The organism is Bacillus sp. SIMBA_074 (genome assembly GCF_046534555.1).
Classification (GTDB): Bacteria; Bacillota; Bacilli; order Bacillales; family Bacillaceae_G; genus Bacillus_A; species Bacillus_A mycoides.
The window spans coordinates 1-232 of record NZ_JAWRYM010001301.1; the positions used below are offsets into that span (position 1 = coordinate 1).

General features: G+C 37.1%; 1 protein-coding gene. It reads left to right on the forward strand.

Features of this window, described 5'->3' with window-relative positions; all coding sequences use genetic code 11:
• Positions 1-28: 28 nt before the first annotated feature.
• Positions 29-232: aminotransferase class I/II-fold pyridoxal phosphate-dependent enzyme (locus tag SB773_RS34905; RefSeq protein WP_410595159.1), on the forward strand; the 204-nt coding region annotated here is incomplete at its 3' end.

Below are 232 nucleotides of genomic sequence, written 5' to 3' on the forward strand. Positions count from 1 at the left end.
TGAGGATTACCCGAGAACGAATCAATGGATTAATAAATTTAAAAACTTGATCATACTTCGTACATTTTCAAAAATTTATGGGCTTGCAAGTTTTAGGGTAGGGTACGGTTTGGCAGATGAGGATATTATTCAGAAACTAGATCCATCCCGGGAACCATTCAATGTCAACACATTCGCACAGAATATTGCTATCGTCGCTTTGGAAGATCAAGCTTTCATTGAAAAATGCAAG